This window comes from Thiomicrorhabdus xiamenensis (genome assembly GCF_013282625.1).
Lineage (GTDB): Bacteria > Pseudomonadota > Gammaproteobacteria > Thiomicrospirales > Thiomicrospiraceae > Thiomicrorhabdus > Thiomicrorhabdus xiamenensis.
The window spans coordinates 2007530-2034517 of the sequence record NZ_CP054020.1 but is presented as its reverse complement, the minus strand read 5'-3'; the positions used below and the strand labels follow the sequence as shown (position 1 = coordinate 2034517).

The 26988-nt window shown below is 46.7% G+C and carries 26 protein-coding genes; 18 read left to right on the top strand and 8 right to left on the bottom strand.

Annotated features, from left to right (window positions below; all coding sequences use genetic code 11):
- Nucleotide 1: 1 nt before the first annotated feature.
- From wbjC to HQN79_RS09335, 11 genes are all read left to right on the top strand, one after another.
- Entirely contained in the window at nt 2–1108 is a 1107-nt protein-coding gene (gene wbjC / locus HQN79_RS09385; protein ID WP_173285884.1) for a UDP-2-acetamido-2,6-beta-L-arabino-hexul-4-ose reductase, read from the top strand.
- 8 nt (nt 1109–1116) lie between these two features.
- Nucleotides 1117–2247, top strand: coding sequence for a non-hydrolyzing UDP-N-acetylglucosamine 2-epimerase (wecB, locus tag HQN79_RS09380; protein ID WP_173285882.1), 1131 nt, complete (start codon nt 1117–1119; stop codon nt 2245–2247).
- A gap of 3 nt (nt 2248–2250) precedes the next feature.
- A complete protein-coding gene (locus HQN79_RS09375; RefSeq protein WP_173285880.1) occupies nt 2251–3492 on the top strand; it encodes a glycosyltransferase family 4 protein in 1242 nt (413 codons plus the stop codon).
- Nucleotides 3489–4535, top strand: coding sequence for a UDP-glucose 4-epimerase family protein (locus HQN79_RS09370; protein WP_173285878.1), 1047 nt, complete (start codon nt 3489–3491; stop codon nt 4533–4535). Before HQN79_RS09375 ends, HQN79_RS09370 begins: the two co-directional genes overlap by 4 nt.
- Entirely contained in the window at nt 4532–5083 is a 552-nt protein-coding gene (locus HQN79_RS09365; protein ID WP_173285875.1) for a sugar transferase, read from the top strand. Before HQN79_RS09370 ends, HQN79_RS09365 begins: the two co-directional genes overlap by 4 nt.
- Nucleotides 5084–5097: 14 nt before the next feature.
- The gene (locus tag HQN79_RS09360) at nt 5098–7059 is read left to right on the top strand and encodes a polysaccharide biosynthesis protein (protein ID WP_173285873.1); all 1962 of its coding nucleotides are present in this window, start codon (nt 5098–5100) and stop codon (nt 7057–7059) included.
- A 40-nt stretch (nt 7060–7099) separates the two neighbouring features.
- Nucleotides 7100–8485, top strand: a complete 1386-nt coding sequence (locus HQN79_RS09355) for a capsule assembly Wzi family protein (RefSeq protein WP_173285871.1) — start codon at nt 7100–7102, stop codon at nt 8483–8485.
- Between the two features lie 90 nt (nt 8486–8575).
- Nucleotides 8576–11554: an SLBB domain-containing protein gene (locus HQN79_RS09350; protein WP_173285869.1), complete on the top strand. Its 2979-nt coding sequence runs from the start codon at nt 8576–8578 to the stop codon at nt 11552–11554.
- Complete coding sequence (locus tag HQN79_RS09345) at nt 11554–12579, top strand: Wzz/FepE/Etk N-terminal domain-containing protein (protein ID WP_173285867.1); 1026 nt, start codon at nt 11554–11556, stop codon at nt 12577–12579. Before HQN79_RS09350 ends, HQN79_RS09345 begins: the two co-directional genes overlap by 1 nt.
- Nucleotides 12545–13534, top strand: a complete 990-nt coding sequence (locus HQN79_RS09340; protein WP_173285865.1) for an amidohydrolase family protein — start codon at nt 12545–12547, stop codon at nt 13532–13534. The genes HQN79_RS09345 and HQN79_RS09340 overlap by 35 nt, the downstream gene beginning before the upstream one ends.
- A 219-nt stretch (nt 13535–13753) precedes the next feature.
- Nucleotides 13754–14041 (top strand): GIY-YIG nuclease family protein, encoded by a 288-nt coding sequence (locus HQN79_RS09335; RefSeq protein WP_173285863.1) that lies wholly within the window; start codon nt 13754–13756, stop codon nt 14039–14041.
- A gap of 336 nt (nt 14042–14377) precedes the next feature.
- Here HQN79_RS09335 and HQN79_RS09330 read toward each other — a convergent pair whose 3' ends face one another.
- The gene (locus HQN79_RS09330; RefSeq protein WP_173285861.1) at nt 14378–15022 is read right to left on the bottom strand and encodes an OmpA family protein; all 645 of its coding nucleotides are present in this window, start codon (nt 15020–15022) and stop codon (nt 14378–14380) included.
- 259 nt (nt 15023–15281) lie between these two features.
- Between HQN79_RS09330 and HQN79_RS09325 the strand changes: the two genes are divergently transcribed.
- The 5 genes from HQN79_RS09325 to HQN79_RS09305 are packed head-to-tail and all read left to right on the top strand — an operon-like array spanning nt 15282 to nt 19290.
- Nucleotides 15282–16151, top strand: a complete 870-nt coding sequence (locus tag HQN79_RS09325) for a UbiA prenyltransferase family protein (protein WP_173285859.1) — start codon at nt 15282–15284, stop codon at nt 16149–16151.
- A 9-nt stretch (nt 16152–16160) separates the two neighbouring features.
- Entirely contained in the window at nt 16161–16580 is a 420-nt protein-coding gene (locus HQN79_RS09320; protein WP_173285857.1) for a GtrA family protein, read from the top strand.
- Nucleotides 16580–17896, top strand: a complete 1317-nt coding sequence (locus HQN79_RS09315; protein ID WP_173285855.1) for an FAD-binding oxidoreductase — start codon at nt 16580–16582, stop codon at nt 17894–17896. The genes HQN79_RS09320 and HQN79_RS09315 overlap by 1 nt, the downstream gene beginning before the upstream one ends.
- Before the next feature lie 15 nt (nt 17897–17911).
- Nucleotides 17912–18652, top strand: a complete 741-nt coding sequence (locus tag HQN79_RS09310) for an SDR family oxidoreductase (protein ID WP_173285853.1) — start codon at nt 17912–17914, stop codon at nt 18650–18652.
- Between the two features lie 2 nt (nt 18653–18654).
- Nucleotides 18655–19290 (top strand): HAD family hydrolase, encoded by a 636-nt coding sequence (locus HQN79_RS09305; RefSeq protein ID WP_173285851.1) that lies wholly within the window; start codon nt 18655–18657, stop codon nt 19288–19290.
- A 6-nt stretch (nt 19291–19296) separates the two neighbouring features.
- On the opposite strand, the gene mgtE is transcribed toward HQN79_RS09305, so the two are convergent.
- The 7 genes from mgtE to HQN79_RS09270 form a co-directional block, all read right to left on the bottom strand.
- Nucleotides 19297–20649 carry a magnesium transporter gene (mgtE, locus tag HQN79_RS09300; protein WP_173285849.1) on the bottom strand — a complete coding sequence of 451 codons (1353 nt, stop codon included), beginning with the start codon at nt 20647–20649 and terminating at the stop codon, nt 19297–19299.
- Nucleotides 20650–20943: 294 nt separating this feature from the next.
- Entirely contained in the window at nt 20944–21273 is a 330-nt protein-coding gene (hpf, locus tag HQN79_RS09295) for a ribosome hibernation-promoting factor, HPF/YfiA family (protein WP_173285847.1), read from the bottom strand.
- Between the two features lie 229 nt (nt 21274–21502).
- Entirely contained in the window at nt 21503–22225 is a 723-nt protein-coding gene (gene lptB, locus HQN79_RS09290) for an LPS export ABC transporter ATP-binding protein (RefSeq protein WP_173285845.1), read from the bottom strand.
- Nucleotides 22226–22255: 30 nt separating this feature from the next.
- A complete protein-coding gene (gene lptA, locus HQN79_RS09285) occupies nt 22256–22795 on the bottom strand; it encodes a lipopolysaccharide transport periplasmic protein LptA (RefSeq protein WP_173285843.1) in 540 nt (179 codons plus the stop codon).
- A gap of 15 nt (nt 22796–22810) precedes the next feature.
- The gene (lptC, locus tag HQN79_RS09280) at nt 22811–23416 is read right to left on the bottom strand and encodes an LPS export ABC transporter periplasmic protein LptC (protein WP_173285840.1); all 606 of its coding nucleotides are present in this window, start codon (nt 23414–23416) and stop codon (nt 22811–22813) included.
- A 69-nt stretch (nt 23417–23485) separates the two neighbouring features.
- Nucleotides 23486–24031, bottom strand: coding sequence for a KdsC family phosphatase (locus HQN79_RS09275; RefSeq protein ID WP_173285838.1), 546 nt, complete (start codon nt 24029–24031; stop codon nt 23486–23488).
- 35 nt (nt 24032–24066) lie between these two features.
- Nucleotides 24067–25059: a calcium/sodium antiporter gene (locus HQN79_RS09270; RefSeq protein WP_173285836.1), complete on the bottom strand. Its 993-nt coding sequence runs from the start codon at nt 25057–25059 to the stop codon at nt 24067–24069.
- 317 nt (nt 25060–25376) lie between these two features.
- On the opposite strand from HQN79_RS09270, the gene HQN79_RS09265 reads away from it, so the two are divergent.
- Together HQN79_RS09265 and HQN79_RS09260 are read left to right on the top strand one after the other, a co-directional pair.
- Complete coding sequence (locus HQN79_RS09265) at nt 25377–26015, top strand: hypothetical protein (RefSeq protein ID WP_173285834.1); 639 nt, start codon at nt 25377–25379, stop codon at nt 26013–26015.
- 161 nt (nt 26016–26176) lie between these two features.
- Nucleotides 26177–26986: an ABC transporter ATP-binding protein gene (locus HQN79_RS09260; protein ID WP_173285832.1), complete on the top strand. Its 810-nt coding sequence runs from the start codon at nt 26177–26179 to the stop codon at nt 26984–26986.
- Nucleotides 26987–26988 lie beyond the last annotated feature (2 nt).

Sequence of the window (26988 nt, the reverse complement as noted above, 5' to 3'; positions counted from 1 at the left end):
AATGAAAGTTTTAATTACTGGAGCAGATGGTTTTATTGGCAAAAATCTTTATGTTCATTTGTCCGAAAGAGATAATTTGTGTATCGAAACGTTGACACGTAACGATTCCTTGTCTGATCTATCGGCTAAGCTAGAAGGCGTTGATTTTATATTTCATCTTGCTGGAGTTAACCGTCCGAAAAATACCGAGGATTTTAAGTCTGGTAATACAGATTTAACTTCTGAACTGATTAATGCGGTCGAAAAAACTCGTCGCTCTATCCCTGTTATTTACAGTTCCTCTATTCAAGTGGACTTAGACACCCCTTATGGTGAAAGCAAACGCTTGGCAGAAAGAGCACTGCTTGATTTTTCCGATAGAGCTGGAACACCGGTATTTATTTTTAGATTGCCAAATGTTTTTGGGAAATGGTCCAAGCCTAATTACAATTCGGTTGTAGCGACGTTTTGCCATAATATCGCTCGTGGTTTGCCGATTCAAATAAACGATGCAGAGGCTAATCTACGTTTAGTTTATGTCGATGATGTTGTTAACCGTTTTGTTTCTATTTTGGATGATTCGGATGCACTTGCCGGTTTTTGTGATGTTACACCCATTTATGAGATTAAACTTGGTGATCTGGCTGAGAAGCTAGAAGCTTATCATGATTCGAGGAGAAGTCTTATCACCGAGCAGGTTGGTCTTGGTCTGGACAGGGCTTTACATGCTACCTATTTGAGTTTTCTAGAGCCGAATGCGTTTTCATATGATTTGGTTAAGCATGAAGATCCCCGAGGCGTTTTTGTGGAAATGCTTAAAACCAGGGATTCCGGGCAGTTTTCATTTTTTACTGCGCATCCTGGAGTTACGCGCGGCGGACATTATCATCATTCGAAAACAGAAAAGTTCTTGGTGTTAAAGGGCGAGGCCTTATTTAAGTTTCGGCATGTTGTGACTAATGAATATTATGAAATCACGACAGCAGGTGATAAACCTCAGGTTGTCGAAACAGTGCCTGGCTGGACGCATGATATTACCAATATAGGTGATGATGAAATGATCGTTATGTTGTGGGCGAATGAGATTTTTGATAGAGAAAATCCAGATACTTATGCAAAACCGCTTTAAGGGTTGAAATGAAGAAATTAAAAGTTGTTACAGTGGTGGGCACACGACCGGAAATTATTCGTTTGGCGTGTGTGATGAAGAAGCTTGACGAGCATTGTGAGCATATTTTAGTGCATACAGGCCAAAACTATGACTATGAATTGAACGAGATTTTCTTTAATGATCTAGGGATTCGCAAGCCGGATTATTTCTTAGGTGCCGCTGGTGCCAGTGGTGCAGAAACCATTGGTAATGTCATTATTGCAGTTGATAAGGTTTTGGCGGAAGTAAAGCCTGAAGCTTTGCTGGTATTGGGCGATACCAATAGTTGTATGGCTGTTTTACCCGCCAAGCGTCGCAAAATTCCGACTTTCCATATGGAGGCGGGGAATCGTTGTTTCGACCAGCGTGTTCCGGAAGAAATAAACCGTCGCCTGGTCGATCATATGGCTGATATTAATCTAACTTACAGTTCAATTGCTCGTGATTATTTACTAGCTGAAGGTTTGCCTGCTGACATGGTGATTAAAACCGGTAGCCCGATGTTTGAGGTGTTGAATACTTATCGTGAAGGAATTGATCAGTCAGACGTTTTAGAGCGTTTGAAGCTTTTAAAACACCAGTTCTTTGTGGTGAGTGCTCACCGCGAAGAGAACGTCGATTCCGATAAGAATTTTTTAAACTTGGTGGAGTCCTTGAACACAATTGCTGAAACTTATCAAATGCCGGTGATTGTTTCGACGCATCCTAGAACTCAAAAGCGTGTGGACGCAATGGGTGTTGAGTTTAATCCTTTGGTGCGTTTGTTAAAACCACTTGGTTTTAAGGACTACAACAAGCTGCAATTATCCGCAAAAGCAGTGCTCTCAGACAGCGGAACAATCAACGAAGAATCTTCGATTATGAACTTCCCTGCCTTAAATTTGCGTGAAGCACATGAACGTCCAGAGGGCATGGAAGAAGCGGCGGTGATTATGACCGGTTTGCATAAAGACAGAATTATGCAGAGCTTAGCGGTTATCGACAGTCAGCCGAGAGATGATGAACGATTAATCCGCCAAGTTTATGACTATTCTATGCCGAATGTATCGGACAAAATCGTACGTATTGTTCATAGTTATACCGATTATGTAAATCGTGTGGTGTGGAAACAATACTAAGCTATGCGTGTTCTGATCGTTTCTCAATATTTTTGGCCTGAAAACTTCAGAATCAATGATCTTGCCGAAGAACTCGTTAAACGAGGACATGAAGTCACTATTTTGACGGGCAAACCAAACTATCCTTCTGGTGAGTTGTTTCCTGAGTTTGAGGCTAAGCCTGATGAATTTAGTGAATACAGAGGTTGTCGTGTTGTCCGTGTTCCTATAGTAATGCGTGGACAAGGGAGTGGGAGAAAACTTGTCTCTAATTACATTAGTTATGTTTTGTCTGCGTCAATAATCGGCTTTTTTAAGTTACGAAAACAACGGTTTGATGTCACATTTGTTTATGAGCCTTCTCCGGTAACGGTTTGTCTCCCCGCTATTTTTTATAAAAAGCTAAAAGGAACACCTGTTGTATTTTGGGTTTTAGATTTATGGCCAGAAACCTTAGAGGCGATTGGCGTTGTTAAGTCTCCACGAATCTTGTCTTGGGTTGGAAAGCTGGTTAGCTATATTTACAACCGCTGCGATCTCGTTTTAGGTCAATCAAAGGCTTTTTATGAAGGGATTTCACAGTATTGTGAAGATGAAAATAAAATTAAATATTTTCCAAGTTGGTCGGAACCTGTTTTCTTGGAATCAAGTAATTCAAGTGTCAATGAACTCATGGAATCAGGTTCATTTAAAGTTTTATTTGCAGGCAATATTGGTGACGCACAAGACTTTCCAGCAATTCTTTTAGCCGCAGAGGAGATTAAATCGCATAACCATAATATCAAAATTTATGTGGTGGGCGATGGTCGTGCGTTTAATGGCATAAAGCATCAGGTTAAGGAAAAAGGTTTAGAGGATATTGTGATTTTACTTGGGCGTTTTCCCTTAGATGATATGCCTGCATTTTATTCTGCTGCGGATGCCTTGCTGGTTACTTTAAAAGAAAGCAAAGCTTTTTCTATGACTATTCCAGGTAAAATTCAAACCTATATGGCTGCTGGTAAACCAATTTTAACTATGTTGTCAGGAGAGGGGTCGAGAGTAGTGGATGAGGCTCAGTGTGGATTAACGGCGAAATCAGGGGATCATTTAGGTCTCGCCAAAAATATGATCAGCTTATCTGAATGTACTAAGGATGAGTTGCTCAATTTTGGAGTAAATGCCAACACCTATGCTGAGAAAGAGTTTGATCGATATACTTTAATTTCCCAGCTTGAGTCTTGGTTTGAGGAGGTAAGCTTGTCATCTAAGGAAAACAAATTATGATTTTTTTAACCGGTGCAACGGGATTTGTGGGGTCGGCATTGTTGAAGCGCTTAGTCGACGATGGAGTGGATGTTTTTGCTTTGGTTCGTGAAGGATCACATTCTTTACCAGCCGGTGTAAAGTCTTTGACTTGGGATTTAAGTGCTTTGGCTGAAATTGGAGGGTTGCCTCCTCATTTTGTTTCTTACAATGACCGTAAACAAAATCAAAACGACGGTAAAGATTTTAATGGTCTAGATTCGCTAGCGATGACTCTAAAAAATAGTGACGTGGTGGTGCACGCAGCAGCGCGGGCGCATATTATGAATGATGAATCTATTGATCCATTAGCGGAGTATCGAAAGGTTAATCGAGATGCAACTTTGACTTTAGCTTCTTTGGCGGCTGAATCAGGCGTAAAAAGGTTTGTGTTTATTAGTTCGATAAAGGTTAATGGGGAGATGACTAGTGCTGGAATGCCTTTTGAAGCGGAAATTTCTGAGCCGCCTGTTGATCCTTATGGATTGTCTAAGTATGAAGCAGAGCAAGGATTGTTAGAAATTGCCAATGAAACTGGGATGGAAGTGGTAATTATTCGTCCCCCTTTGGTTTATGGGCCAGGTGCTCCGGGAAATTTTGCTAGTTTAGTAAATTGGGTCAAAAGAGGAATTCCGTTGCCATTGGGTTCGGTTCAAAATCAACGTTCTTTAGTGGCTTTGGATAATTTGGTGGATTTTATTGCCTTGTGTGCAGATCGAGAGCGTTCTCCGAAGGCGGCAAATGAAGTGTTTTTGATTTCAGATGGTAGAGAAGTTTCTACTTCTGAATTGTTGCGTAGTGTGGCAAAAGCTTACGGCGTGAAATCGCGTTTGTTGCCTATCCCTGTCGGTTTAATGAAATTTGCCGCAAAGTTATTAGGTAAGGGAGCTGTTGCAGACAGGTTGTTTGCTAATTTACAGGTCGATAGTTTGAAGGCGCATGAATTATTAGGCTGGAAGCTAGTGATAACCATGGATCAACAGCTCGCTAAAATGGCCGAATATGATAAAAAGAGTTTTAAATGATTCGCTTACTAGATTTGTTTTTTTCATTGTTGGGTTTAATGGTTGGCTTTCCGGTTTTGGTTGTTTTATTTGTAATCGGTTTATTTGATACCGGTTCTCCTCTGTTTTTTCAGGAACGGGTGGGGCGTAATCAAAAACCGTTTACGTTGGTGAAGTTTCGTACTATGAAAAAGGATACAGCGTCAGTGGCCTCACACTTGGCAAGTACTTCTTCGATCACAAAGTTTGGTGCTTTTTTGCGTAAAACCAAATTGGATGAATTGCCTCAGTTGTGGAATGTCTTAAAAGGCGAGATGAGTTTGGTGGGGCCGCGCCCAGGGTTATTCAACCAGGAAGAGTTAACCGCTGCACGTGAAAAACAGGGAGTGTTTAAAGTTCGCCCAGGTATTACAGGCCTATCGCAGGTGAATGAAATTGATATGTCCACGCCTGAACTATTAGCCCAAACCGATGCGAAAATGATTAACTCCATGACACTGGTAAATTACTTTAAATATATTTTGCAGACTGTGACTGGAAAAGGTTCCGGTGATCGGATAAAACCTTAACTTAGTATAAAAATATGACACGTTTTACTTCGCTTTTTACCCCTCTTTTACAGATTCCCCGCTGGCAGAAGCGTTTGCTCTCTTTAGTGATTGATACTTGTGCTTTAATGGTTATTGCTTATTTGGCCCTTACCCTGCGTTTTGGAGAGCTGTATTGGCCAACGCCTGTTCAATGGATCGGTATCCCTATCCTTCCTCTAGTGGCAATTCCTGTCTTTATCCGTCTAGGTCTTTACCGTGCTGTTGTACGCTATATAGGCGTGCGTTTTGCTTATACGGTCTTTTTGGCGGTTTCAATCGCTTTTGTTTTATGGACTGCCGTGCTGTTTATGCTCAATCTTGAGTTTCCTCGTTCGGCTATGATTATTGCCTGGCTTCTGGCTTTACTGGCTATATCCGGCAGCAGGATGATTGCGCGCTCTTTGCTGAATGATGGTGTGAGTCGAAAACTATATTCTGATAAGAAGAGAGTCGTCATTTATGGCGCGGGTAGTGCCGGTCAGCAGTTATTTAATGCAACGGTTAAGATGCCGTTCGTCAGGGTTGTTGGCTTCATTGATGACTGTCCTCAATTACAGAATTATGATATTCATGCCGTCAGGGTTTTTAAGCCGGAAGACCTGGATGAGCTTATCGAGCAGCAGTCTGTCACGGATCTGTTTTTAGCTATTCCCTCGCTGTCTCCGGCAAAGAAAAAATCCATTTTGAGTTGGCTGGAAAAGAAACGCGTTAAAGTGTCAATTCTGCCTCCTATGGATCAGATTGTCGGCGGTCAGGTTCAGGTTTCCGATGTTCGTGAGGTCGGTATTGAAGATCTCCTTGGTCGGGAAACCGTGCCGCCCAAAGCTGAATTATTGGAGCACTGTGTCAAAGATCAGGTGGTTTTGGTATCCGGTGCGGGTGGTTCAATTGGCTCTGAGCTCTGCCGTCAGGTGGTCAAACTAAACCCTAAATCACTTATTTTGTATGAACTAAGTGAGTTTGCTCTGTATCAGATTGATAAGGAACTGCAAGGTCATGGAGTTGATATCGTTTCAATTCTGGGCTCGGTTCAGGATGGCGTTAAGCTTGAGAAGATTTTGAATATGTATTCGGTTGATACGGTATACCATGCTGCGGCCTATAAACATGTCCCCTTAGTTGAGCATAATATTGCTGAAGGTATTCAGAACAACAGTTTTGGTACTATGACGATTGCCAAGAAGGCCGCTGAAAGTGGTGTAAAAAACTTTGTTTTGATCTCGACCGATAAAGCGGTACGGCCAACGAACTTTATGGGGGCCAGCAAAAGAATGGCTGAGCTCGCTTTGCAAGCATTGCAGGAGCAGTACCGCAGTACTCGTTTTGTGATGGTACGCTTTGGGAATGTGCTTGGTTCATCCGGTTCGGTTATTCCCTTATTCCGCCAGCAAATTAAAGCCGGTGGTCCGCTCACGGTAACTCATCCTGAGATTACCCGTTTTTTTATGACTATTCCGGAAGCGGCATCGCTGGTAATACAGGCTGGTTCTATGGGAACCGGTGGCGATGTTTTTGTCTTGGATATGGGGAAGTCTGTAAAAATTGTCGATTTGGCACAGCGAATGATTCGTCTGTCAGGTTTGGAAGTAATGGATGAAGAGGGGAATGGTGATATTGAAATTCAGTTTACCGGCTTGCGTCCAGGGGAGAAACTGTATGAGGAACTATTGATTGGAGAGGATATTGACGGCACAAGCCATCCGAAGATAATGAAAGCGCATGAATATTTTGTTCCGCTTGAAGAACTTGAAACGACTTTTGTTCAGATGAAGGCTGCGATCAGGAATTCAGATTATGAGCAACTGGCACAATTGGTCGGTCAGGTTGTTTCCGGGTTTAATCATACATCTGGGATTGTCGATTACTTCAAGGTTTCTCCAGAGCAGGTTTCATCCTACAAAAAGGATCTAGACACAAAACCGAAATTAGGTGTGGTAAATGTTAAGAATGCTTAGATTGGCATTTATTGGAAAACCGCTATGGTTTTTTTTCTTTTTGGCTTTTTTATCCTTTTCCGCGCGCGCCAGCGTCTGGTTTGAGCCCTCGGATATCCGTCTGAAATTGGATATCGAACTTCTCAGTGATCGTGGTGTTTTGCCGGTAACCTCGGGAAGCTGGCCGATATATGCGCCGGATTTGGATCGCGCTTTAACGTCTGTATCGAACTTGGATTCATTGAACAAGGTTGAAAAAGCGGCTTATTACCGTCTGAAAAGTCGCGTGTCGAGAGTGCGTTCCAAACAGTTGGATCTGAAGCCGGAAAAGTTGTTGCGCATCTCCACTGTTTCCGAACCGCTTCTGTTTTCAGCCTTTGAAAGCCGTAGCGTTTATGGTCAAGGCTCTTCGGCCAGCGCTGTGACTCGTCAGGTTTATAAGTCCGTCGCTTTTCAAGTTAATCTGTCTCGTGCCGAGGGCGATAATCGCCTGGATGGGAGTTATATTGCGACAACTCTTGCCGATACTGTGGTGACGGTCGGCTCGCAAAACCGTTGGTGGGGACCGGGTCAGGATAGTAGTCTGTTATGGTCGACGCAGTCGCGTCCGGTATTCGGAGTACATTTTCAGCGCGTCAGCTCCGAACCATCTTCTCTCCCTCTTTTCGATGCACTGGGTCCGCTGAATTATCAGGCTTTTATCGGTTCTTTGCAGGACTCGTCGACGCCAAATCCGGATGATAAGTCGGTCAACTTTTATTCTGCACGAATCGAAGCCCGACCATTTAAGCGTTTGCAGATTGGGATTGCCGGGCTGACATTTGACGATGTTAATGTCGTCGCCGATGAGCCGGTCAAGCAAAGCCTGATGGGGATTGATTTTCGCTACGGATTTTCTGTCTTAGATCAGCCATTTTCATTTTACGGGCAAGCGGCTAAAGAGGTCGATTCTGTGGCTGACCAGGGATGGAACGCGCTTTTAGGTATCAATTCTTATGCGGATTTTCCTTCATTACGAGGCCGATTGCATTGGTACCTTGAAGCCTTGGATGCAACCGAAGGAGTCTTCGAACAGGGCGTGGATCAGGATGACTCTTCGGCCGGTTTTCGTCATAATGATCAGAGTTTTGCCAGTAATATCGGCTATGGCGGGCGCAGCGTGACTCTTGGCGGTATATGGTCTGCGCAATCCGGATGGGCGGTGAAGTCCTCTGTTAAATACGCTGAATGGCAAGCAAGTGATCATAGCGAAACCGTTATGCCGTTGTTCCCCGAAAGTGTGCAGGGAGAGGATGTTGAGTTTCTTGGTATGACGCTGACCGGCGAATTTTATTGGAATAAGCACTTTAAAATTGAACCGACACTGTTTTATCAAAAGTTTAACCATCAGTCGGAGTTGATGGATAATAATGCCGGTTTGGGGTTGAGCCTCAGTTATCTCTATTAGAGGTATTGAAGGCGTTGTAAGGAATACTGGCTGACGACGAGAGTCGTCTCTGTATTGAATATTTAAAGTTAAAGTTTAGGTCTGATTTTAATGAATATTGGATTAGGAAAGATTTACAAGAAGGGCGTGCTTCCCAAGGCGTTGGTTATCGGCAGTGTACTATTCACCGGCTTATGGGGAAGTGCCGGGTTTGCTGTGCAGCCGAGCGCCGCGCAACTGGAAATGCTTAAGTCGCTGCCCAAATCGCAGCAGGAGGCGTTGATCAAACAGTATGCTCCTGACCTGATCCAGAATAGCTCTACACAGATGCCTGTAGAGTCAAATTTAGAAACCACGGCAGAACCGGTAATTGAAAGTCGTGAAGTTGAAGAAGATCTTAGCCGTTCAATGCAGGCCAAGGAAGCAAAAAAATCCATTGATGCTGCCGATTTGCAGGAACGCCAGGTAACAACAGCAATTGAAGAAGAGGTCAAACCTTTCGGTTATGACCTGTTTGCCGGTACGCCTTCAACCTTTGCGCCACTGGCTAATGCACCGGTTCCGGCGGATTACGTCATGGGGCCGGGAGATACCTTAAATGTGCAGATTTACGGTGCGGAGAATGATTCTTACATCTTGCAGATCGATCGCGAGGGGAATATTCAGTTGCCGAATGTAGGGCCGCTCCAGATTGCCGGAATGCGCTTCAACGAAGCGTCAAAAATGATTGAATCGGAAATTACCCGTGCAGTGATCGGCGTGGAAGTCAGTGTGACGGCGGGGGCTTTACGTTCGATTCGAGTCTTTGTCCTGGGGGATGTTTATAAACCGGGGGCTTATGTTGTCAGTGGCCTGTCTACTATGTCCAACGCGTTGCTCTCCAGCGGTGGAATCAAAACGATCGGCTCTTTGCGTAATATTCAGCTTAAGCGTAATGGCAAGGTGATCTCCACACTGGATTTATATGATTTTCTGTTAAAAGGTGATATGTCCAAAGATGTGAGTCTTCTGGATGGTGACGTGCTGTTTGTACCGACGCTGAAAAAGACGGTTACCGTTGCCGGCGAAGTCAAACGCCCGGCAGTATATGAATTGAAAAAAGAACGCACTCTGCGTGAAATTATCCAGTTGGCAGGTGGTTTTACGCAGGATGCCAGTCCGGCGCACTCCAAGCTGGAGCGTATTCGCGAGGATGGTTTCCGCGAAGTGAAAGATGTTAATTTGCGGGCGAAAAAGGTTTTGCAGCAACGCATTCAGAACGGTGATTCGATCCGCGTATTGGCTTCCGTTGATGAATATAAAGATATTGTTCTGGTGAGCGGCAGCGTTAGTCGCCCGGGTGAGTATCAATGGCGCGACAGCTTGCGAATTGCAGACCTGTTTAGAGGTCAATCGGCTGATGAGTTCTTGGCTCGAACCGATTTGGAGCATGTCTTTATCAAGCGTGAAGTCGGCATTGAACGCAATATTCAGGTTCTGATGGTGAATCTGAAAGCGGCATTGTCAAACCCGAAAAGTGCCGAGAATATTTCCCTGCAGGCGCGCGACGAGTTACTTGTGTTGAATTTCGATGATAATCGGGTCGAAGTATTACAGCCTTGGGTGGCGGAGTTGAAACGTCAGGCAAATCAAAATCAACTGGCGCAGGTTGTTTCTGTTTCCGGAAGCGTCAACTATCCGGGGGAGTATCCTTATGTACAGGGGATGAGCATTCAGGAACTGCTTTCTGTTGCCGGTGGAGCGTCTTTGACTTCAATGGAAAAAGCGCTTCTGAAACGAGAAAATGCCTATAACCGTCAGGTCTCTGTATTGTTGATCGGCTTGAATTCCGAGATGTCGCTTAAAGCGCAGGCAATGGATGAGTTAATTGTTTTGGATGTCAACGGTATCGAAGAGATCGAGAGCGAGAAGCGTGAACTGTCGAAAATTCAGGCGGATAATTCACGTGAATTGGTTGATAACAGCGAAGATGAAAAGAGTGTTTCTTCTGACAAGAACCAAGTCAATGATTCTCATATGAGGGTGCAAGCTCTGGTAAAACGTTTGCGTGAGCAGTCAACGTCTGAATTGCCGGCACAAGTTGTTTCGGTGGAAGGTTTTGTCAAATTTCCCGGTGAGTATCCCCTGACCGAAGGAATGAGCGCTCAGGAGCTGGTTGAACTGGCGGGTGGGTTTGCCGAGTCCGCCTATACCTTGAAAGGCGAGGTCGTCAGTCGCAATATCAGCCAACAGGATCAGCAGTTAAGAGTTGAGAACCAAATCGTCTCTCTGGACGAACAGTCGCTTGCGTCGCTGAAACTGCAGTCAATGGATAGTCTGGTAGTTAAGCGTAAACCGGACTGGACGGAAAGACGGGTTGTTACCCTGTCAGGGGAAGTCAAATTTCCCGGAACCTATGTTCTCAAGGAGCAGGAAACTTTGGCCGATCTGATTCAGCGCGCCGGCGGTTTTACCAATCAGGCCTTTATTCGCGGAACCATCTTGCAGAGACAGGCACTGCTGGATAAACAGAATCAGGAACTTGAAAAAATGCGTTATCAGTTGGAATCGATTCTGGCACAGAATGCTTCCAAGAAGACGTCCATGACCTCATCAGAGGCAACCGAACAGTTATCCAAGATTTTGCAACAGGCGAATCAGGCTAAGGCAACCGGGCGACTGAGTCTGGTGAATCGTGACGAAAATTACTACGCCGCCTTCTCTTCTGTGCTGTTGCAGGATCTGGATAAAGTGCATGTGCCGGAAGAACCTAGAACGGTATCGGTTATCGGAGAAGTCTTTGCGACGCAGACCTTTAATTTCGACGGCAATATGGATGCCTCGGATTACATTCAGATGGCCGGCGGACCAAACAGTCTGGCGGATATGGATCGCGCCTATATCGTTAAAGCTTCCGGACGAGTCGTGCCTCTGCAGCAAAGCGGTTTCTTTTATGCTTCGGCGCGAACGGAGATCGATCAGGGTGACGTCATAGTGATACCGATGGACGTCGAGAAACTGCAACCGCTTGAGTTGTGGAAAGAGATCGCAACGATAGCCGGTCAGGTCGGTTTGGCATTGGCTAGTTTCAATGCAGTAGGAGTTTTCTGATGAGTCAGCGAAGCGATTTGAATACGCCGGAAAAGAACCTGCAAAACTGTCCACCGAACTATACTTCTAATTATCAGCAGGCTTACGCGGATGATGAAATTGATTTGCGTGAACTGTGGCACGCCGTCTGGTCGCGTAAATGGGGCATTGCTCTGATTACTGTAGTGGTCATGATTGCCGCTTTGGTTTATGCGTTGAATGCCAAAAACTACTATAGAGCTCAAGTGGTTTTGGCGCCGGTTCAGTCTGAGGGCAAAAGTGCGGGATTGGCCGCGCAGTTTGGCGGTTTGGCATCATTGGCAGGAATTAATCTTGGTGGCGGTGGTGCCTCCGATACCGGTACGGCGATTGCCATTTTGCAGTCGCGTAAATTCGGTGAACGTTTTATTCAGGAGAATAACCTTAAGCCTTATCTTTTTTCTAAGAGTTGGGATGCGGATAAAAAGGTCTGGATTGAACAGTCTCCCGGAGTTATGGCATCTATTAAGGCATTGATTATGCCTGCCTCTACCGGTGGTCAGGGCGGTTATCAGAGAGAACCGTTAGCGCCAGGAGAGCCTAGTTTGTGGGATGCTTATAAAGAATTTAGTAAAATGCTTACGGTCTCTACGGCTAAGGATTCTGGATTTGTTACTGTTTCAGTAGAATTTACCGACCCTGTATTAGCGGCGCAGTGGGCGACTCAAATGGTGCAGGATATTAATCAGCTGATGAAAACGCAGTCGCTTGCCGAAGCGCAGCGTTCGAATGCCTATCTGGAACAGCAGCTTAAAAAGACTTCTCTGGCAGAGGTCAGGCAGTCGATTTATCAGATGATGGAAGCCAATATCAAAACTATGATGCTGGCCAATACTTCGGATGATGTTGTCTTCAAAACGATTGATCCGGCGGTGGTGCCAGAAGAAAAATCCAAGCCTAAACGTTCCCTTATTATGGCGGTAGCTATGGTGCTGGGGCTTATGTTGGGTGTGTTCTGGGCATTAATCCGTAATGCTATGGCAAGCAGTAAAAAAGAATCTGAATAAGAACACTATGGTCTGCCAAGCATTTTCCATCTCGTTTTTTAAACGTATTGTCAAAGGGCTGTATTGCGGCCTGTTTATTTCTATTGCGGGCTCTCTATCAATTTCTTCCGTTCAGGCGCATGAGCCCGAAGTTTTGTTGGCAAGTGAATCTTCTGCTGCGACAAGCCGTTCAAACATAAAGAGTGATAACAGTGTCTACCAAGGCAAGCTGTTTGACGCTCATCTGCACTATGCGGCGGAAGATGTACAGAACTTTTCGCCACAGCAAATTGAGGCGATTTTTGACCGTAATCAGGTTGCATTTGCCCAGGTTTCCAGCGCGCCGACCGACGGCACGGAAATTCTTTATCGTGCCATGCCGCAGCGAATCATACCTTTCTACAGTTTCTACCACGGTTTTCACGACAAAGCTAAATGGATGGACGATCTTTCTGTTGTGCTGGCAACAGAGAAGGCTTTAAAGAGCGGATTTTACCGCGGTGTCGGCGAGTTGCACCTGTTTAAGGATAAGGTTAATAGCCCCGTTTTCCAGCAGGTCGTACTGCTGGCGAAACAACACCGGTTACCGCTTCAGGTGCATGGTGATGCCGAAGTGGTGGATAAGGTGTTTGAACTCTACCCGGATGCAACGGTGCTTTGGGCGCATCTGGGAACTCGCCCCGAAACGGAGTTTTTGAACGCTATGCTACGAAAATACCCGCAAGGGCTTTATATCGATACGTCCGTTCGAGACGGCATGCTATTGAGTAACGGTAAGCTGAGCAAAGAGTGGCGCGAGCTGTTTGTTACCCATCAGAACCGCTTTATGGCCGCGGTTGACACATACAGTGTTCAGCGTTGGGAGAACTTCGATCAGGTTGTGAGCAATATACGCGAATGGCTGGGGGATCTCCCGCCGGACGTGGCGCATAAAATCGCTTATCAAAATGCCGCTGAATTGTTTAATGTTGAATGATCAATGTTGAATGTTGAATGTTGAATGTTGAATGTTGAATGTTGAATGTTGAATGTTGAATGTTGAATGTTGAATGTTGAATGTTGAATGTTGAATGTTGAATGTTGAATGTTGAATGTTGAATGTTGAATGTTGAATGACTAGTGTTTGGTCATTGCGAGGAACGGAGTGACGAAGCAATCCAGACGGTCAAATCTAATTAAATAACTCGAGGTTTTTATGAAACAGGGTTTTGTTTACATAATGACCAATCAGAAAAACGGCACTCTGTATATTGGAGTGACCAGTAATCTGGTGCAACGGGTTCATCAGCATAAAAACCACCTGGTAGAAGGTTTTACCAAGCGGTATGGTCTGGACAATCTTGTTTACTATGAACAGTTTGCAGATATACGAACGGCGATTGAAAGGGAAAAACAGTTAAAAGCTGGAAGCCGAAAAAAGAAAATCCAGCTTATTGAGTTGATTAATCCTGAATGGAACGATCTTTACGAATCGATTCTTTGAAATGGATTCAGGCTTTGCGCACTGAATTAGTCCTTTAGAGGTTCGGAATAAACTTCAAAGGGATTGTCATTGCAAGGAGGGCTGAGCCCGGCGCGGAAATCTATTTTATTTATGATGATGCCTTGAGATGGATTGCTTCGCCTTCGGCTCGCAATGACGGTAAACAGTGGTTTGGTCATTGCGAGGAGCGGAGTGACGCGGCAATCTATTTTTTATGGATTTTGCCTTGAAATAGATTGCTTCGCTTGCAGCTCGCAATGACGGATGTGAATTAGTCTGGATATGGTTGTAGCCGCGAACGCAGAGAAAAGCAGTCGCGGCTATTTTATTCAGCGCTTAGTATTCGCTGATCAGGAAGGTGACGCGACGGTTCATACGTTTGCCTTCTGGTGTGTCATTACTGGCAATCGGACGATCTTCACCGTAACCGTAAGTGATAATGCGATCGCGGCTGATACCGTTATCCATCAGGTAGAAGGCGACGTTTTTGGAACGGTTCTCTGAAAGCTGCTGATTGAAAGCACGGCTGCCGTCACTGTCAGTATGCCCTTCGATATGGACTCGGGTATTAGGGTAGTTGCGCAGAGCATTCAATACAGGCCCTAAACGGTCCAGCATTTCCGGGTCAAGGTGCGCAGATCCGGAGCGGAAGTTAACGTCTCGTACATCGACTTTGATGTATTCCTGCCCGTCGATATTAACCGCTTCTACATTTGTGTTTGGATCGTTAGCGGTGTCTTTATTGACGTCCTGGTAAATTTTACGCGCGGTGACACCACCGATAACACCACCAATGACGGTACCGGTACGGCTGTCTACGCCCATTTGTCGTGCCAGAACGGCGCCGCCGATTGCCCCCAGTACTGTCGCGACATTCGCTTCACTCTCTTTTTCTTCTTTAGTTTTATTCGGGTTTTGGCTACAACCACTTAAGCCGACTGCTGCGACAAGTGCGAGGCTGGTAAAGATCTGTTTTTTCATTGAAAACTCCTCAGGTTTTTCTTGATGTAGAAAGGTTTTTTTGGCTCTCTTTGAGAGTATGAATTTTTTCATTTTAATGAAATTTGAACAGAAAAGTGTGGCGAAATCCTTTCTGCGCTCAATAATTCAGGCGATTTTTTGAAAAGGTTAGCAGTGGGGGCGCATTTAACCTTTAAATCCGTTAATATTAGCCTTCTTGAAATTATCTATCTTGTCTGCTCAGAAGGCGGGAATTTTTTATCACTGTTGCGATTGAACTATGCCGATTAAAGCGTTAATAGCCCTGATGCGCCCGCATCAATATGTTAAAAACCTGTTTCTGTTTCTGCCGCTGTTTTTTGGGTTGCAGATTACTAACCTGGAATTGCTGATTCAGGTGTTTTGGGCTTTTGTGGCTTTCTCTCTGGGCGCCAGCGCAATTTATATTCTTAACGATTATCGCGATATTGAAGATGATCGTCAGCATCCTAAAAAATGTACTCGCCCGCTGGCATCAGGTGCTGTAAAACCGCAACAGGGTTTTGCTCTGATGATAGGGCTGGTTGTTATTGCCATCGTGATTATGGGGAGTCTGTCGCTTGAGGCTCTATGGGTTTTACTGCTCTACCTTGTCTTGAATATTGCCTACAGTTTTAAACTCAAGCATATCGCTTTACTGGATGTGACAACGATTGCCATCGGTTTTGTTCTGCGCCTGTTTATCGGTGCTTTGGCTTCGGGCATGGCGCTTTCAATGTGGATTGTTGTGATGACATTCCTATTGGCGTTGTTTCTGGCGTTGGCAAAACGGCGCGACGACGTACTGACCTTTATGGAAACCGGGCAGAAAATGCGCAAGGTGATTGACGGTTACAATCTGCAGTTGCTCGATATCGCCATGGCAATTATGGCTTCGGTGGTGATCATGGCTTATATTCTCTATACCACGTCCGCGGAAGTTATTGCTCGCCTGCACAGTGAATATCTCTATTTGACGGCGTTTTTCGTCATTCTTGGTGTCTTGCGTTATCTGCAGATCGCATTTGTTTATCAGGACAGCGGTTCTCCGACCAAAGTGGTTTTACAAGATCGTTTTGTTCAGTTGAATCTACTGGGTTGGATTTTAACTTTTGTCTGGATTCTCTACTAAGGATCGCTTATGAAACTGGCGCAACGCTATATTTTGTTTGCTGTGATTGCGACCTTGCTGAACCTGTTGTTTCAGGCCGTGAGTCTGGCATTGTATCAGGGCGTTGGTTATCTGTTTGTTGCCATGTTCTGGGGGACGGCTGCCGGACTGGTCGTGAAATACCTGCTGGATAAATGGTTTATTTTTTACGATAAGTCGGAACATATTCGCGATCATGGGAAGAAATTTGCCAAATATACTTTGACCGGTGTTGGTACAACTTTTATTTTCTGGGGTACCGAGTGGCTGTTCGATTGGCTATTTGCATGGCCGGGCGCGCTCTACGTCGGCGCAGTCGTCGGTTTGGCGATCGGCTATCTGATTAAATATTTTCTCGACCGGCGTTATGTCTTTAATTCCGCTGCTGTCCAGTTGCAGGATTCGCACTGATGCTGCTTTGTCCGCAAAAGAATCTTTCCGGTTGGGGGCGTTTTCCACGCAGCAAAAGTAAGGCGTGTTCGGTACAGAGTGCTCAGGAAATTGCCGGCTTTCTGGATGATGAGGGTGACGTCATTGCCTACGGTAACGGGCGCAGTTACGGCGACAGCGCAATTGCCGATAAGCAGATAGTGACTCGGAAATTGAATCACTTTTTACAGTTTGATAAGGAAAGCGGCATACTCCGGGTGCAGTCCGGTGTTCTGTTGTCCGAAATATTACAAGTCGTGGTTCCGCACGGCTGGTTTCTGGCGGTAACCCCGGGGACGAAACTGATTACCGTCGGCGGCGCCATTGCCTCCGATGTGCACGGTAAAAACCATCATCATTTCGGTAGTTTCAGTCAAAGCGTTCTGGATCTGAAGCTGATGCTGCCGAACGGCGAAATCATCGATTGCTCCGAGAACGAAAACAGCGACTGGTTTCATGCAACCTGTGGCGGGCAGGGGTTAACTGGGGTGATTCTGGAGGCAAGGCTGCAGTTAAAAACAATTGAATCGCAGAATATCGAACAAACGACCATTAAATCAGCTAATCTAGAAGAGACTTTCGCGGCTTTTGAAGACTATCAGGCATCGCCGTATTCGGTTGCCTGGATTGATTGTCTGGCCAAAGGCAAAAACCTCGGGCGCAGTCTGCTGATGGTCGGAGATTTTGCCGCTGACGGCGATCTGGACTATCGTTCTCCGCGCGGGCCAGCAATCCCTTTTAACTTTCCGAAATTTGCGCTTAACCGCTTGACCCTGTCCGCGTTTAACTGGCTGTACTATCACAAGGTCCGCAAGAAAATCTCTCAGCAGATGGTGTCGATCGATCAGTTTTTCTATCCGCTGGATGCGTTATCCAATTGGAACCGTATTTACGGTAAAGACGGTTTTGTTCAATATCAGTTTATCCTGCCGAAAGAGCACAGTTATCAAGGCTTGCAGGAAATCTTGCAGATCATAGCCGCAAGCGGGAAAGGCTCTTTTCTGGCAGTGCTGAAGTTGTATGGAAAGCATAATGCCAACTGGCTCTCTTTTCCGATGGAAGGCTACAGTCTGGCGTTGGACTTTAAGGTTGAGCCTTCGCTTTGGGGGCTTATGGAACGTCTCGATGAAGTGGTTGTGAAGTGTGGCGGACGTTTCTATCTGGCCAAGGATGCGCGCGTGCCGAAAGCGGTTTTCGAGCAAGGCTATCCGCAGATCGAACAGTTCCGGACTTTTCGCAGGCAGCATGGACTGGATAAGACATTGAATTCCCGGCAGTCTGTACGACTGGGGTTATAAAATTTAAGGATGATTATGAGTGATAAAGGGTTCGTTCTGATTCTGGGCGCCAAAAGCGATATGGCCCAGTCAATTGCCCGCGAATATGCCGGTTTGGGATTTAATCTGTATCTGGCTGCACGCAATGTAGCCGAGCTGGAAAGTTTGCAAAGCGATCTGCAGATCCGTCATCAAGTCGAGGTACGTCTGTTGGAATGGGATGCCTTAAAGCTGGAAGAACAGTCGACGTTTTATCAAGGTCTTACTCCGGCGCCGGTCGGAGTGGTGACGGCTTTAGGATTTCTGGGCGATCAAACTCAGGCGCAGCAGGATGCCGCTTTGGCACAAAAGATTTTGCAGAGCAATTTTAATGCGCTGGTGGCGGTCCTGGAGCCGATTGCAGCCGATTTCGAACAAAAGAAAAGCGGGTTTATTGTCGGAATCAGCTCAGTGGCTGGAGATCGCGGACGCAAGGCAAACTATATTTACGGTTCCGCCAAAGCCGGTTTTACGGCCTATCTGTCCGGCCTGCGCAATCGCCTGGCGGAAGTCGAGGTTCAGGTGCTGACGGTTAAACCGGGATTTGTGGCGACCAAAATGACAGCGGGGATGGATCTGCCGGAGAAACTGACCGCCCAGCCGGAACAGGTTGCCAAAATGGTCGTTAAAGCTCAGCAGAAAGGGCGTAATGTCATCTACGTCAAACCGGTCTGGTGGTTGGTGATGCTGATTATTCGTCATATTCCGGAAGCGATCTTTAAAAAGATGAGTATCTGAGTATGTCGCAAGAAAACGCTTCATCGGTTGCGGAGCTTTCCAAAGACAGAAAAGGCTTGGTATTGTTTGACTTTGACGGAACCCTGACCACAAAAGACAGTCTCCCGGATTTTATTCAGTTTGCCTGCGGACGTTGGCGCTACTATTGGGGGCTTCTGTGTCTGTCACCGTGGTTGAGCTTGTATGTCCTAAAGCTGATGCCGAATGATAAGGCGAAAGAAAAACTCCTGGGGCATTTTTTTCGAGGCTGGGACGAGGCACGTTTTAATGCGCTTGCCGAGAGGTATTCTTTAAGCCGGATTGAGCCGCTGTTGCGTCCGAAAGCAAAGCTGGCGATTGAGCGTTATCAACAGAAGGGCGCGAAAATCGTCGTCATTTCTGCGTCCTTGCGTAATTGGCTTGAACCCTGGTGCGAACAAAAAGGTTTTGAATTAATCGCAACCGAATTTGCCGTTGAAAATGGCGTCTTAAGCGGTAAATTTGACGGTAACAACTGTTATGGGCAAGAGAAGGTGCGTCGTATCAAGCAACGTTATGTGCTTGATGAATTCGATTTTGTCCATGCCTACGGTGACTCATCCGGCGACAAGCCGATGCTGGCACTGGCCGATAAAGGCTATTATCGCGTTTTCGAATAATTCGGTTTACAACAGGACAATCGTTGCCAGACCGAGGAACACGAAGAAGCCGAGCGAATCGGTAACGGTTGTCAGCATAAGGCCGGAAGCCAGAGCCGGATCGATACGCATGCGCTGCAAAATCAGCGGAATCATCGCGCCGGCAAAAGCCGCTGCCAGCAGATTGACCAGCATGGCGGTGGCGAAGATGGCGCTGAGTTGCCAGTCCTGAAACCAGAGCATCACCGCAGCCCCCGTCAAAACCGCCCAAATTAAACCGTTATACAGACCGACCGTCGACTCTTTGATCAGTAGAGAACGACTGTTGGATTTCCCAAGCTTTCCGGTGGCCAGAGCGCGAATAACAATGGTCGCAGTCTGTGTTCCGGCAATTCCTCCCATACTGGCAATAATTGGCATCAGCACCGCCAGTGCGACGACTTTTTCAATCGAAGCGTCAAACAGCCCGATCACGATCGAGGCGAAAATCGCTGTCAGCAGGTTGATCCCGAGCCAGAAAGTCCGGCGTTTGGCCGAACGGCTCGGCGGCGAGAAAATATCTTCATCCTCGTCCAGACCCGCGCTGGCCATACGTTCGTGTTCCGCTTCGTCACGGATGATATCGACCACATCATCGATGGTGATACGGCCGAGAATTCGGTTCTGATCATCGACCACCGGCGCGAAAATCAAATCCTGTTTCTCGAACAGATGTGCGACTTCTTTGGCCGAGGTATAAACGTTGATTGCCGGCACCGCTTGATCGACGAATTCATGAACTTCGCTGTCCTCGTCATGAGTCAGAAGATAGCGCAGCTGTAAAGAACCGACATAGTGATCGTCGCGATCGCGAACCAGCAGGGCGGTTGTTGACGGAGGGAGGTCGCCAAGCTGGCGCAGATAACGCAGTACGACGCCAAGTGTTATGTCGGCACGAACCGAGATGAAGTCCGTGCTCATTAGACCACCGGCGGTATTTTCCTCAAAGGCCAATACCATCTGCACGGCTTCACGGTTTTCTTCGCCAAGCGATTCGACAAACTCGATCTGCTCTTTTTGCTCCAGAGATTGGGCAATATCAACGATGTCGTCGACGGCCAGCTCTTCGGTGATTTCGACAATCTCGTGTGTTTCCAGTTCACCGAGCAGGTTGGCTCGCACTTCTTCGTTCAGGTGGGTAAGAATTTCCCCCTGAATTTCCGCCGCTATGGCACTCCAAAGAACAGATCGTTCTTTTGGAGGCGTGGATTCCAACAGTTCTGCGAGTTCTTCGGCAACAAACTGGTTGCTTAAGGAAGAGATCAATTCAAGGTTTTGATCCTTGACGGCATTGAGAAGCTGATCGGTAATGATCTTTTTGTCGATATTGCTGTTACTCACGGGCTGCCTTTTATTTGGTCGATTATGCTTTTTGGGCAAACAAATTTTAAGCCAGGTTGGGTTTTGGCTTTTTGCACCGTACGGTCGTTGGATGCGCAGGTCGGGAAAAATCGCTTGGAAAGACCCGTTTGGCGCGCCTTGTAAGCGTTATTCTAACAGGCTGTGAGAATGCCGGGCGGGGGTTTTTATGTCTGTGTCAAGAAAGTTTCATAAACATAAAAAAACGCCCCGATAATCGAGGCGTTTTGACTTTTTGTACCGGTCTTTTGGGTGACTGGTTTGAGCGTTAAACTCTTAGGCTTCTGCTGCCATGTTTTTAACGCCACCGGACTTCTGCTTGTGGCTGCCGATTTTTTCTTTGTGTTTGATGATTTGGCGATCAAGTTTGTCAACCAAGCCGTCAATAGATGCGTACATATTCTCTGTTTCTTCTTGAGCGAAAAGATCCGCACCTGAAACATGTACCGTCGCTTCAGCAATCTGAGCCTGCTTGTTTACAGTCAGGATGACGTGAACATTGGTTACGTGATCAAAGTGGCGCTCTAATTTTTCTAGTTTTTCAGAAACATAGCTACGAAGGGCATCGGTTACGTCGATGTGGTGGCCTGTGATGTTGATTTGCATACAATCGCTCCTTTAGTTATCTGATTGCGATTTGACAAGTGTGAGAGTCATTTTAAAAAGAAGGGATTATAAACTCTCTTTTATTATTTTAGGCTCTTTTTCCTGTCTTCAATTTCAGTATAGCAGTTGTTTTATTAAATGAAAGATCCGAATCGGTGCAATTTTTTACAAGAAAAATTTAATATGACTCCGCTCAAGAAATGCTGAATTTTTGACAAATTTTATTTCTTTATGCAAAGTTCTCACCGAGGTAGACTCTTCTGACTTCAGGGTGTTCGAGCACTTCCTGCGGAGGCCCTTTAGCGAGAATGGTTCCTGCATGCAGGATATAGGCGTGGTCGCAGACGCCAAGGGTTTCGCGTACATTGTGGTCAGTGATCAGTACGCCGATGTCACGCTCTTTGAGGTGAATCACAATGTTTTGAATATCCTTGACGGAGATCGGGTCGACCCCTGCGAAAGGCTCGTCAAGTAGAATGAATTTCGGCTCCATCGCCAGAGCGCGGGCAATCTCGACACGGCGGCGTTCACCGCCGGAAAGCGCTTGGCCGGGTTGCTCGAGGATATGGCCGATTTGCAGGTCGTCAACCAGACTCTCGAAAAGTTGCGCTCTTTGGTCGCGATCCAGTTCCTTGCGCATTTCCAGTATCGCTTTAATGTTGTCGGCGACGGTCAGTTGGCGAAAGATGGAGCTTTCCTGAGGGAGATAACCGATTCCCAAATGAGCGCGCTCATGAATTGGCATATTCGTTATATCGTGATTGTCGAGAAAGATCTGCCCGCCATCGTTTTTGATCAGCCCGGTCATCATATAGAAAGTCGTGGTCTTGCCGGCACCGTTCGGTCCGAGCAGGCCGACAACCTCACCACTGTGTACATCCAGATCGACCTGGGTAACGACTTGTCGCTTTTTATAACTTTTTGCCAGATTGCGCGCGTAGAAATGAGCCATGGATTCGATTCAGTCTTTTAGGTTGATGGATTATTTGTTTTTCTGCTCGGGAACCAGAATCACTTCGACTCGGTTCTGCTTCTGACTGTCGCTCTGAGCCTGTAATGTCTGTTTCTGCAGATCGTACACCAGTTTGGAGCCACTAATCTGGTGTTTACCGTTCTCTTCGACCCGAGCATTGCCGATAAAGGTCAAAATGTCTTTGTCCGCCTGATAGATGATTTTCTCAGCCTCTCCTCGTGTCAGATTCTGTGTGCTGGCGTCGACACGCTGGAAACGCGCCGGTTTACCGAGAATTTCGATCTTCTGCAGCTGATTGCCAGGATGAACAATTTCGATCTGTTCGCCTTGAAGCTGGAGGGAGCCTTGGTTTACCAGAACATTCCCCTGGTAGCGGCTGACGCCTTGCTTCTCGTTGACCAGCAGGCGATCGGCGCTGATTTTAATCGGTTCCTGACTTTCAGACGGTCGTTCTTCGGCATGCAGAGGGGTCAAGGCAAAGAGACACAGAGCGCCTCCGAGCAGAAGCTTGTTCAATATGTGCTGAAAGGTATGGGGAGCATTTGGCATGATTATTCCTGGCTTTTACTTGTCGTCTTTCGCCATTGTCTGCGGTTGTATCGTTCCTTTGACGCCGTCAGAGAACAGCCATTCGCCGTTGGTTAAGTCGGCGCTTAGGCTTCCGGCTTCGGTGACGGCATACAGCTGGGTAATCGTAACGGGTTGCGAACTTGTCAGGCGGCGTTGAGGATTATTATAGGTAAATTGTTCCCCGGTGAGCTGAATTTGTTGCTGCCAAGCGGGTGTTTCGTCCTGTTGCGCATAGTGGCTAAAGCGGACATTCTGCGAAAGAGTGATATTGAATTGGGGGTCAAGAACGGCAACTTGACTGCTGATCAGGTTGAGGCTGTTCTGTCGGAAATCTACTAGAACCAGCTGGTCGATATGGCTGAGTTCTCGGTTCTGCTGGTAACGGATCTGTCCGGCGGTAAAGTTGAGAGTATTGCTCTCGGTTTCGATGCCCGGACGCCAAATTTGCGTCTCGCTGAACTGCCAGGTTGCTTCCTTCAAGGTTGCGGCAATATCGCTAACCTGCTCTTTCTGACTGGATTCAAGCCAGACGTTGGTCCAGATCGCTACAGCGGCCAGAGTAAGCGTGGAAATCAGCAGTTTTGAAGGAGTCAGGCGCATAGGTGTTTTTGGTTAACCATTTTGAAGCACCTATTATAAAACATAAAATGCAGAAAGTTTATGACGGGCTTATTCTGCAAGGCCTCGCATATAGAAGTCCATGTGCTGTTGCCAGGTGTCCTGAGAGCGCATGATGATTTCACACACTTCGCGGACAACGCCTTTCCCGCCGATGTAACTAGAGGTGTAATCGACGCGCGTTTTGACTTCCTCTTCTCCGTCTGCCGGCGTGACGCTGAAGCCGACACGCATAAGAATCGGCAAGTCGAGAATATCATCTCCGATGTAAGCGATTTGTTCCAGTTCGAGACCAAGCTTTTCAACCAGTTCAAGGAAACTCGGCAATTTATCCGGAACGCCTTGATAAAGATGTTCGATTTTCAGATCTTGGCAACGCTTGGCGACCAGGTTGGATTTGCGCCCGGTGATGATGCCGATATCTACGCCGCTTTTTTTCAAAAGCACCATGCCGTGTCCGTCTCGGGTATAAAAGGATTTTATCTCTTGGCCGTCGTCGGAATAGTACAGACGGTTGTCGGTCATGACGCCGTCAACGTCCAGAATCAGAAATTTGATCTTTTTGGCTTTAGCGGCAATGTCTGCGGCGATCTGCATAATCGTTCAGTTTCCCTGGTTTATATTGGTCGGTTTTACAGCGAACCGGTGGAACGCAGATAAAGCATATACAAATAACTCAAGAAGGCAAGGCTTAGCAAAAAGCCACGTAGGCGATTGATTTTAGCTTCGCCGCTTTTGGATAAAGCCAAGAGCAGCATGGCGACGGTTAAGGCAAGCATGAACGGCATGTCGATGTTCAGGATTTCCGGTTCAAGAAGGGATGGTGCTAGAAGAGCCGGAACCGCAAGAACCGCGAGAATATTAAACAGGTTGGAGCCGACGATATTGCCGATAATCAGGTCGGCTTCATTTTTGCGTGCGGCAGCGATGGCGGCGGCCAATTCAGGCAGGCTGGTACCGATTGCAATGATCGTCAGACCGATTACGACTTCTGGGACTTCGAAAAATTGGGCGATTTCGACGGCGCCGGACACCATCATGCGTGCACTGATCATCAGAATGATCAGGCCTCCGATCAGATAAATCAGGGCTTTTTTCTGCGAAAGATCCGCGATTTCTTCCATCTCATGAGCAGTTTCCTGCGCCAGGGGGTCGGATGGGTCTAGAGCTTTATTGCTTCTAATCATCCAGGTCATGACGGTTACCAGGACAATCAGCAGAATCACACCGTCCCACATGCCTAAGTTGCCATCCAGAACCAATAGGTAGACACCGAACGAAATAGCCAGTAGAACCGGCAGTTCACGTTTGAGTATGGAGGATTTTACGATGACAGGGGTGATCAGTGCGGTAATTCCGAGAACCAGACCGATATTGGCGATGTTTGAACCTATGGCGTTACCGATTGCCAAGCTTGGGCTGCCTTCCAGGGCGGCCAGAATCGCCACAATGATTTCCGGCATGGAGGTACCGAAGCCAAGAACGACAACACCGATAATCAGGGGGGATATCTTCATATGTGTTGCGGTGCTCGCCGCACCGTCAATAAAGACATCGGAGCTCCAAACCAGAAGCGCCAGGCCGATTATGAGCAGCAAGCTTGGAAGGATAAGTGTTGTTGTCATAGGCGTATGAATTCAGTAAGTTATCTTTTTTCGGGCTGAGATTATAGCGGAAATTGTTTAACAATATAAAACATATTTATAACTCCTGCTATCTAATCTATGGAGATAATCGTCTGGATGTTGCTTGTTTTTTCGCCGCAGATCACCGTTACGGGCCACTCTGGCAGGCTTTGCAGCAGTTTGTCACAATCTCGGAACGGTTTGTGTGTTTAGATATTTTGGCAATTCTGTGCATTAGCTCCTAAAATAAGCGGGCTTTTTATTTTGAGTAACCATTTCAGCTTGAGTTATTGAGTGATCGCGGGGGACGGGACTTTATGGAAAATCTTAGATTGGATAATCTGGAAGTGACCACTCTCGGGTGGCAGTATTCGCAATGGCAGGACACTTTTTATCCGGATGATTTGCCGGAAGAGTGGCGTTTGGATTTCTATTTGAATCATTTCCGCCTGGCCGCAATTCCACAGCATATATGGCTGCCCTGGTTGCTTGATGAAGGGTTGGACGAGGAACCGTTTGACGATTTTGTCGACTGTCTGAACGAGAATACACTGCTGCTGTTAATTGTGGCCGAAGAGCAATTGGCGCAGCTGGAAAGGTTGCTTGAGCTGACTCAGGGTAGCGACTTTGCCGAGCGTTTGATCGGATGTGCGGTTTTGGCAGAAATGCAGTTGCCTCCGAGCGAAATACAGGGCCTCCCGGTAACGCTTGTCTCGTCCCGTTTGACGTTTCCGGGTTGGTCATGGCGCAATGACGGTGTTGTTGTCTCCGGCCAGCCGATGGCGTGGATTAACGATTTACCGCAAGACGGCAAGCAGCAGGCCGATTTATTGAAAGATCTTGTTGCCTCCATTCCGCAGCAGAAGTCGGCGGTGCCGGTCTGTGTAGCCAATCCGGAAATGTCGATTAGCTCGGTGCAGAACCTTAAAACCGTTGCCGAACTGCTGGGGTATTGAGTTAAAAAGGGGAGACTCGCGCCCTTTGGCAGCAATAATATATTCACAATTTAATTATTTGCGTGCTTATTAGGAAACGTTAAACTAAACGCGGTACTTAACACCGCGACTTTCCTTGAGTGGAAAATTGGGTGGAAAACTAAAATTAAATGTAGAGAGCCATGGCGGATAGTTTAATTCAGATTGAAGGTGTTAGTTTCTCGCGCGACGAACGCGTCATTTTTGATGACATCAGTTTGCAGATTCCCCGTGGGAAAGTGACTGCGATTATGGGGCCAAGCGGAACCGGTAAGACGACCTTGCTCAAATTGATCGCGGGTCAGCTGCTGCCTGATAAAGGACGGATTCTGGTCGATGGACAGGATGTCCACAAGCTGTCACGGTCAAAGTTGTATGAACTGCGCCGCCGTATGGGCATGTTGTTCCAGAGCGGAGCACTTCTTGGCGATTTGAACGTCTTCGAGAATGTCGCCTTTCCATTGCGCGAGCATACCAAGTTGCCGGATGACATTATCGAGCCTTTGGTGCAGATGAAGCTTCAGGCCGTCGGTCTTAGAGGTGCCCGTCATCTGATGCCGGCGCAACTTTCCGGCGGTATGTCTCGCCGCGTAGCTCTGGCGAGAGCCATTACGCTCGATCCGGACATGATCTTTTACGACGAGCCGTTTGTTGGACAAGACCCCATCACTATGGGGGTTTTGATCGAACTGATCGGCAAGCTGAACGAGGCTTTGGGCTTGACTTCGGTTGTCGTGTCGCACGATGTGGACGAGGTACTTTCGATCGCCGATTATGTGTGCGTTATATCGGAAGGAAAGATCATTGCTCAGGGCGATAAGGAGACGATTCTGTCGGAATCGAATCCTTTCGTGAATCAGTTTGTGCATGGTTTGGCCGATGGGCCGGTTCCTTTCCATTTCAGTAAAGATTCTTATCAGCAAAGCTTGAACGCTTTGCGAGATGCAAAATAAAT

What these genes read in the sequence shown, in the direction of transcription:
- HQN79_RS09310 (WP_173285853.1), top strand. Translation starts at nt 17,912, where the DNA reads ATGAGTGATAAAGGGTTCGTTCTGATTCTGGGCGCCAAAAGCGATATG.
- HQN79_RS09275 (WP_173285838.1), bottom strand. Translation starts at nt 24,031, where the DNA reads ATGCAGATCGCCGCAGACATTGCCGCTAAAGCCAAAAAGATCAAATTT.
- hpf (WP_173285847.1), bottom strand. Translation starts at nt 21,273, where the DNA reads ATGCAAATCAACATCACAGGCCACCACATCGACGTAACCGATGCCCTT.
- HQN79_RS09260 (WP_173285832.1), top strand. Translation starts at nt 26,177, where the DNA reads ATGGCGGATAGTTTAATTCAGATTGAAGGTGTTAGTTTCTCGCGCGAC.
- HQN79_RS09360 (WP_173285873.1), top strand. Translation starts at nt 5,098, where the DNA reads ATGACACGTTTTACTTCGCTTTTTACCCCTCTTTTACAGATTCCCCGC.
- wbjC (WP_173285884.1), top strand. Translation starts at nt 2, where the DNA reads ATGAAAGTTTTAATTACTGGAGCAGATGGTTTTATTGGCAAAAATCTT.
- HQN79_RS09370 (WP_173285878.1), top strand. Translation starts at nt 3,489, where the DNA reads ATGATTTTTTTAACCGGTGCAACGGGATTTGTGGGGTCGGCATTGTTG.
- HQN79_RS09325 (WP_173285859.1), top strand. Translation starts at nt 15,282, where the DNA reads ATGCCGATTAAAGCGTTAATAGCCCTGATGCGCCCGCATCAATATGTT.
- HQN79_RS09345 (WP_173285867.1), top strand. Translation starts at nt 11,554, where the DNA reads ATGAGTCAGCGAAGCGATTTGAATACGCCGGAAAAGAACCTGCAAAAC.
- lptC (WP_173285840.1), bottom strand. Translation starts at nt 23,416, where the DNA reads ATGCGCCTGACTCCTTCAAAACTGCTGATTTCCACGCTTACTCTGGCC.
- HQN79_RS09315 (WP_173285855.1), top strand. Translation starts at nt 16,580, where the DNA reads ATGCTGCTTTGTCCGCAAAAGAATCTTTCCGGTTGGGGGCGTTTTCCA.
- HQN79_RS09335 (WP_173285863.1), top strand. Translation starts at nt 13,754, where the DNA reads ATGAAACAGGGTTTTGTTTACATAATGACCAATCAGAAAAACGGCACT.
- HQN79_RS09270 (WP_173285836.1), bottom strand. Translation starts at nt 25,059, where the DNA reads ATGACAACAACACTTATCCTTCCAAGCTTGCTGCTCATAATCGGCCTG.
- HQN79_RS09305 (WP_173285851.1), top strand. Translation starts at nt 18,655, where the DNA reads ATGTCGCAAGAAAACGCTTCATCGGTTGCGGAGCTTTCCAAAGACAGA.
- HQN79_RS09375 (WP_173285880.1), top strand. Translation starts at nt 2,251, where the DNA reads ATGCGTGTTCTGATCGTTTCTCAATATTTTTGGCCTGAAAACTTCAGA.
- HQN79_RS09340 (WP_173285865.1), top strand. Translation starts at nt 12,545, where the DNA reads ATGCTATGGCAAGCAGTAAAAAAGAATCTGAATAAGAACACTATGGTC.
- HQN79_RS09265 (WP_173285834.1), top strand. Translation starts at nt 25,377, where the DNA reads ATGGAAAATCTTAGATTGGATAATCTGGAAGTGACCACTCTCGGGTGG.
- lptA (WP_173285843.1), bottom strand. Translation starts at nt 22,795, where the DNA reads ATGCCAAATGCTCCCCATACCTTTCAGCACATATTGAACAAGCTTCTG.
- HQN79_RS09350 (WP_173285869.1), top strand. Translation starts at nt 8,576, where the DNA reads ATGAATATTGGATTAGGAAAGATTTACAAGAAGGGCGTGCTTCCCAAG.
- HQN79_RS09365 (WP_173285875.1), top strand. Translation starts at nt 4,532, where the DNA reads ATGATTCGCTTACTAGATTTGTTTTTTTCATTGTTGGGTTTAATGGTT.
- HQN79_RS09330 (WP_173285861.1), bottom strand. Translation starts at nt 15,022, where the DNA reads ATGAAAAAACAGATCTTTACCAGCCTCGCACTTGTCGCAGCAGTCGGC.
- lptB (WP_173285845.1), bottom strand. Translation starts at nt 22,225, where the DNA reads ATGGCTCATTTCTACGCGCGCAATCTGGCAAAAAGTTATAAAAAGCGA.
- HQN79_RS09320 (WP_173285857.1), top strand. Translation starts at nt 16,161, where the DNA reads ATGAAACTGGCGCAACGCTATATTTTGTTTGCTGTGATTGCGACCTTG.
- wecB (WP_173285882.1), top strand. Translation starts at nt 1,117, where the DNA reads ATGAAGAAATTAAAAGTTGTTACAGTGGTGGGCACACGACCGGAAATT.